This is a genomic window from Donghicola sp. (assembly GCF_025210255.1).
Lineage (GTDB): Bacteria > Pseudomonadota > Alphaproteobacteria > Rhodobacterales > Rhodobacteraceae > Donghicola > Donghicola eburneus.
On the sequence record NZ_JAOARZ010000010.1, the window covers coordinates 20,793 to 27,162 of the forward strand.

Consider the following 6,370-nt stretch of genomic DNA (forward strand, 5'->3'; position numbering starts at 1 on the left):
GTTCAGGGAGGAACAAATGAAGAAATTTACCAAAGCGTTGGCTGTACTATCCATGTTCGGAGGAGCAGTGTTCAGCACCCAGGCGCTGGCCGAGCCATTCAAGATCGGCATCTGCTACGACCTCAGCAAAGCCTATACCTTTGCCACGCCGCAGGTTTCGCAGGCCGCGATGGACCTTGCCAAGCTCATCAACATGAAGGGCGGCATCGGTGGCGAACCGGTCGAAGTCATCGTGCGTGACCACGGGAACGAACCGCAGCGCGGAATCGAGTGCTACTCGAAACTCAGCCGCGAGGGCGTCTTTGTTTTCGATACCCTGTCCACTCCGGTGTCTCTGGCTATCCTGCCGCGGGCCATGGAAGACGGGCGTATCCTGATGCAGTCTCTTGTCGGGCGCGGCGATGCCGTTGATGGCACCGTCTTCGATTGGGTCTATCCGATCGGGCCGACCTATTGGGGACAGGCCGCCAACGATGTCGCCTACATCAAGCAATTGCATGACGGCGATCTGTCAGATGTGAAGGTCGGGTTTGTTTACTTCGATTATCCCTTCGGGCAGGAGCCGATCGAGATCCTGGAAACCCTGTCCGAGAAAGAGGGTTTCGAGCTTGAACTGTACCCCGTGCCACTGCCTGGCAGCGACCAGGCCGGCGTGTGGTCGAAGGTGCGCCGCGACAAGCCCGATCATGTGATCGTCTGGATGCTGGGCGGTGCCCATGTGGTTGCCTCGAAAGAGATGAAGCGCAATCGCATTCCGATGGACAAATACATCTCGGTCAACTGGCTGAACGAAGTCGATATCGCCAACATCGGTAAAGAGGCCGCCAAAGGTATCAAGCGCGGGACCAATGTCGTGGGCGGTCAGGATATTGCCCTGTATCAGGAAATCATGGCCGAGCTTTATGACAAGGGCGAGGGATCCGGCCCGATCGAGAAGACGCAGGACGTTTTCTACAACACCGGGCTGGCCATGTATTCGATCATGTTCGAAGCCGCGCGCAAGGCGGCGGAAGCCGAGGGGCTGCCGATCACTCCGACATCCTACAAGGCCGGACTGGAGTCGCTTGAGGGCTATGACGCGAACGGGCTGATGGCCCCCGTTACGGTGACGGCCGAAGATCATGGCGGCGGGGGCAAGACCCGTATCGAAATGTGGGACGGAGAGACTTGGGTGCCGCAAACCGACTGGATCTCTGCGTACACGGACGTTGTGTGGGGTGTGGTTAAAGAGAGTTCCGCGAAATACGAGCAGTGAAAGACTGGTAGCAGGAAGGGCGACGCTACGCGGGGCGGCAGCGGCGTTTACAAAGCGGTATCACCGCCCCAAACCAAACCAACGGGAGAGAGAAAACATGAAAGTCAAACAGCACATTAAGGCAGTGGTACTTGCTACTGCGCTGGCAGCAAGCGCGACTGTTGCCTCAGCGCAGGACAAGGAGCCGATCCGCTTCGGACTCTGCTTCGACCTCAGTAAATCCTACACGTTCATTTCGCCGCAGGTGGCCCAGGCCGCGCAGGACCTGGCGATGTACACCAACGAAAATGGCGGTATCGAAGGGCATCCGGTTGAAGTCATCATTCGCGATCACGGCAACGAACCGCAGCGCGGTGTGGAATGCTACGAGCAGCTCAAGCGCGAAGGCGTTTTCCTTTTCAATTTTCTGTCCACGCCGGTCACGAACGCGGTTCTGCCGCGTGCGATGAAGGACGGCAACGTGTTGATGCAGTCCTTTGTTGGCCGCGGTGACGCGGTGGACGGCGAAGTGTTCGAATGGGTTTTCCCGGTCGGTCCGACGTACTGGCAGCAGGCGGCAAATGACGTTGCCTTCATCAAGGGTCAGATGGGCGGTGACTTGAGCAAGGCGAAGATCGGGTTCATCTATCTGGATTATCCCTTTGGCCAGGAACCGATCGAGATCCTGAAAACGCTTTCCGAAAAGGAAGGGTTCGAACTGGAGCTGTATCCCGTGCCGCTTCCCGGGTCGGATCAGGCCGGCGCATGGAGCAAAATCCGCCGCGACAAGCCTGACTACGTGATCAGCTGGCTGCTGGCGGGCGGGCATGTGGTCGCCTCGAAGGAAATGCGCCGCAACCGTTTCCCGATCGACCGCTATCTGTCGGTGAACTGGCTGAACGAAGTTGATATCGCCAATATTGGCGCACAAGAGGCGAAAGGCATCCTGCGCGGGACCAACGTGGCCGGTGGCCAGGAAGTTCCGATCGTCAAGACGATGCTGGACACCTACTATGCCAATGGCAAGGGCAGCGGTCCCGAGAGCCTGGTGCGCGACGTGTACTACAACACGGGCATGGCGATCTACTCGGCCGGTTTCGAAGCCGCGCGGATCGCAATTACTGAAAACGGTTGGCCGATCACACCGGAAAGCATGAAGAATGCCTATGAATCGATCGAGGACTTCGATGGAAACGGCATCATGGCCCCGGTTACAGTGACCGACAAAGACCACGGTGGTGGCGGCAAGACTCGGGTCGAACAGTGGAATGGCGAAACCTGGGTTCCGCTGACCGACTGGAGCGCCGACTATCTCGACGTTGTTTGGGATGTCATCAAGCACAGCTCCGCGACGTTCACCGTCGAATAAGACAGAGCTTCCCCGCGGCAGACATGTCGCGGGGAAGCTTTCCGCAGTTAGATTGTCCCGAGAAAGCGAAGCAGGTATCATGAGCCCCATTGACGTGAAGATCGAAGACGGAATTGCGACCGTCTGTATCAACCGGCCCGAACGTAAAAACGCGCTTTCCGTGGCGGCGACGAACGGGCTGACCGATGCTTGGGAAAAGATCGAGGCGGATGACAGCGTTCGTGTGGCCATTCTGACTTCTGCCGATTGCGGCGTTTTCAGCGCCGGACTGGATCTGAAGGAAGCCACACAAATCGCACGCGACGAGGGTGTCGATATTCTGACCAAGATGCGCGACCCGTTTCACGAGACCATGCGCGCCTGCAAGAAACCGATCATCGCGGCGATGACAGGGTCGCTGATGGCGGGCGGCATGATGCTGACCTTGAATTGCGATCTGCGGGTCGGTCTCAAGGGGACCAAGGTCGGTATCACCGAAGTAAAGATCGGTCGTGGATCGCCTTGGGCATCGCCAGCATTGTCCATGCTGCCGCAGCCCATCCTTATGGAAATAGTTCTGACCGGCGACTTGATGCCGATCGAGCGCCTGCACGAATACGGGTTCACCAACTATATCGAAGACACTCCCGATGCTGTCCGCGCACGGGCCTTCGACCTTGCCAAACGCATTGCCAGCGCGGCCCCGCTGTCGGTTGTTGCCGCGAAAGGCAGTGTTCGCGCAACCATGGATCTGGGCTGTGCCGGTGGCCTGAAAGAGGGCAAGCGCCTGCACGAGGTGGTTTACGCCAGCAACGACGCGATTGAAGGCCCAAAGGCCTTTGCTGAAAAGCGAGCACCCGTCTGGACCGGGACCTGATGGAGACTTGAATGACTGAGCTTATTCGCCTGGACAGGGATGGCCCTGTCGGAATCCTGCGGTTTCTTCAGCCGACAAAACGCAACCCTTACAGCATCGGGTTCGTCGAAGAACTGGTGGCGCTTCTGCGCGAAGCCGAACGGGACGCTACGATCCGTGTCGTTGTCATGACCGGCGGCGATCATTTCAGCAGCGGCGGCGATCTTGTCGGGTTTCAGTCCGAGATCGCCAAAGGCGCGCGGGCGACGTCGGAAATGGTGGACCTGGTTCACGATGGCGGACGCGCGGCCTATCTGTTTCGCAAACCTCTGATTTCCGCGGTATGCGGCGTGGCTTTTGGCGCGGGCCTCAGCCTGGCCTTGTCGGCGGATATTGTCGTTGCCGCCGAAGATGCCCGGCTGTGCGAAGTATTTGCACGCGTCGGCGGTTGTCCCGACACGGGATCAAGCTGGCTGCTTCAGCAGCGCGCCGGTGCGGGCGTTGCCCGGATGCTTGTGCTCACGGGCCGTGAAATCGACGGGCGCACCGCCAGGGACCTGCGCGTTGTCGAAGAATGCGTGCCGGCCAACCAGGTCGAGGTACGGGCGCTGGAAATTGCCCGCGAGATTGCAACGCACCCGATGTTTGGCGTTCAGACCGCCAAGCGTGTGATGCGCGCCGCAGCCGAGTGCAGCTATCTCGAGGCGCTGGATATCGAGCGCGATGCCCAAAGCGTTTTGCTGTGCGCGCATGACTTTCCCGAGGCCATGAAAGCGTTTTCGGAAAAAAGAACTCCAGAATTCAAAGACCGTTAGCTCGGTTGAAACCTTATCGCAAAACTCAAGGAGACCACGCCAATGAAGGTACTCGTGCCTGTGAAGCGCGTGATCGACTACAACGTGAAGGTTCGTGTCAAAGCGGACGGAAGCGGTGTCGATCTGGCCAACGTTAAGATGTCGATGAACCCTTTCGACGAAATCGCCGTCGAAGAGGCGATTCGCCTGAAAGAGGCCGGCAAGGCCGAAGAAATCGTCGTGGTTTCCATTGGCGTCAAACAGGCGCAGGAAACCCTGCGCACTGCGCTGGCCATGGGTGCGGATCGTGCCATTCTGGTGGTTGCCGCCGATGATGTGCACACCGACATCGAGCCGCTGGCCGTCGCGAAAATCCTGGCCAAGGTGGTCGAGGAAGAGCAGCCCGGTCTGGTTCTGGCGGGCAAACAGGCCATTGACAACGACATGAACGCCACCGGCCAGATGCTGTCGGCGATCCTCGGTTGGAGCCAGGCGACCTTTGCCTCGGAAATGGGCATCGATGGCGACAGTGCCGTCGTGACCCGCGAAGTTGACGGCGGCCTGCAGACCATCAAGGTCAAGATGCCCGCGATCGTCACTGTGGACCTGCGCCTGAACGAGCCGCGCTATGCGTCGCTGCCCAACATCATGAAGGCCAAGAAAAAGCCGCTGGATGAGAAAACCGCCGATGATTACGGCGTTGATGTCACGCCGCGTCTGGAAATCGTCAAAACCTCCGAGCCCGCGGCACGCGCGGCCGGTATCATGGTCGGCTCGGTGGACGAGCTGGTCGCAAAACTCAAAGAAGCGGGGGCTGTGTAATGGCTGTTCTTCTTCTCGCAGAAGTCACCAATGGTGAACTGGCAATCGACGCAACCGCCAAGGCCGTGACCGCGGCCAAGGCCCTGGGCGATGTGACCGTTCTGTGCGCGGGCGCCTCTGCTGCTGCCGCAGGCGACGCCGCCGCCATGATCGACGGTGTGGCTAAGGTTCTGGTCGCCGAAGACGCATCGCTGGGTCACCGCCTGGCCGAACCGACCGCCGCGCTGATCGCATCGCTGGCCGGTGACTATGAACATATCGTCGCCCCGGCCACCACGGACGCCAAGAACGTCATGCCGCGCGTTGCCGCGCTGCTGGACGTGATGGTCCTGTCGGACGTGTCCGGCGTTGTCGATGGCAACACGTTCGAGCGCCCGATCTATGCCGGGAACGCGATTCAGACCGTCAAATCGTCGGATGTGAAAAAGGTCATCACCTTCCGCACCTCGACCTTTGATGCCGCTGGCGAAGGCGGGTCTGCCTCGGTCGAAAGCATCGGCGCCGGGGACGACCCCGGCTTGTCGGAATGGGTCGAAGACAAGGTCGCCGCATCGGATCGTCCCGAACTGACCTCGGCCGGTGTGGTCGTGTCCGGCGGGCGCGGCGTTGGCTCCGAAGAGAACTTTGCCCTGATCGAGAAACTGGCCGACAAGCTGGGCGCCGCCGTTGGCGCATCCCGCGCCGCCGTCGACTCGGGCTTTGCACCGAACGACTGGCAGGTGGGTCAGACCGGCAAGGTCGTGGCACCGGATCTGTACATCGCCGCCGGCATATCGGGCGCGATCCAGCACTTGGCCGGGATGAAGGACAGCAAGATCATCGTCGCGATCAACAAGGACGAAGAAGCCCCGATCTTCCAGGTCGCCGACTTCGGACTGGTCGCCGACCTGTTCCAGGCCGTCCCCGAACTGACCGAGAAGCTGTAAGGGCCACGGCCCAACCCGCCAAAACGCATCAAAGGCCCGCCGAACCCCCGGCGGGCCTTTTTTGGTACGAGCCGAATGGGCGGCGAGCGGATCGGACGGACCAGGATGCGCGCGGTCCTAAGCCTTGTGACGCCTCGTCAGAACGGCTCCGGTTCATTGTCAAGAAGCAAAACACTTGTTAGATTTTGGCTCAACACAAGCTTGAATCGATAGGAAAAATTCATGTCTCTGATTAAGAACTCCCCTAGCTGGGCAGTGGATGAACACAAGATGTTCGCCGATAGTACACGCAGGCTTTTCGATGCAGAGATGGCTCCGAAGATTGAAAAATGGGCGGAGCAGGGAATTGTTGACCGCGACTTCTGGAAAACAGTCGGGCAGCAGGGTGTC

General features: G+C 59.6%; 7 protein-coding genes. All 7 read left to right on the forward strand.

Annotated elements, in window-relative coordinates; genetic code table 11:
* Window positions 1-16 precede the first annotated feature (16 nt).
* Complete coding sequence (locus N4A58_RS02530; protein ID WP_027238720.1) at window positions 17-1,255, forward strand: ABC transporter substrate-binding protein; 1,239 nt, start codon at window positions 17-19, stop codon at window positions 1,253-1,255.
* Between the two features lie 97 nt (window positions 1,256-1,352).
* Window positions 1,353-2,603 carry an ABC transporter substrate-binding protein gene (locus tag N4A58_RS02535; RefSeq protein ID WP_027238721.1) on the forward strand — a complete coding sequence of 417 codons (1,251 nt, stop codon included), beginning with the start codon at window positions 1,353-1,355 and terminating at the stop codon, window positions 2,601-2,603.
* Window positions 2,604-2,682: 79 nt separating this feature from the next.
* Entirely contained in the window at window positions 2,683-3,459 is a 777-nt protein-coding gene (locus N4A58_RS02540) for an enoyl-CoA hydratase-related protein (RefSeq protein WP_027238722.1), read from the forward strand.
* Window positions 3,460-3,470: 11 nt separating this feature from the next.
* A complete protein-coding gene (locus N4A58_RS02545) occupies window positions 3,471-4,253 on the forward strand; it encodes an enoyl-CoA hydratase/isomerase family protein (protein ID WP_050685834.1) in 783 nt (260 codons plus the stop codon).
* A 42-nt stretch (window positions 4,254-4,295) separates the two neighbouring features.
* Entirely contained in the window at window positions 4,296-5,054 is a 759-nt protein-coding gene (locus N4A58_RS02550) for an electron transfer flavoprotein subunit beta/FixA family protein (protein WP_027238724.1), read from the forward strand.
* Window positions 5,054-5,980 carry an FAD-binding protein gene (locus N4A58_RS02555; protein ID WP_050685836.1) on the forward strand — a complete coding sequence of 309 codons (927 nt, stop codon included), beginning with the start codon at window positions 5,054-5,056 and terminating at the stop codon, window positions 5,978-5,980. Before N4A58_RS02550 ends, N4A58_RS02555 begins: the two co-directional genes overlap by 1 nt.
* Before the next feature lie 270 nt (window positions 5,981-6,250).
* Window positions 6,251-6,370 (forward strand): acyl-CoA dehydrogenase family protein (locus N4A58_RS02560; protein ID WP_293707503.1); only part of this gene is annotated, 120 nt, incomplete at its 3' end.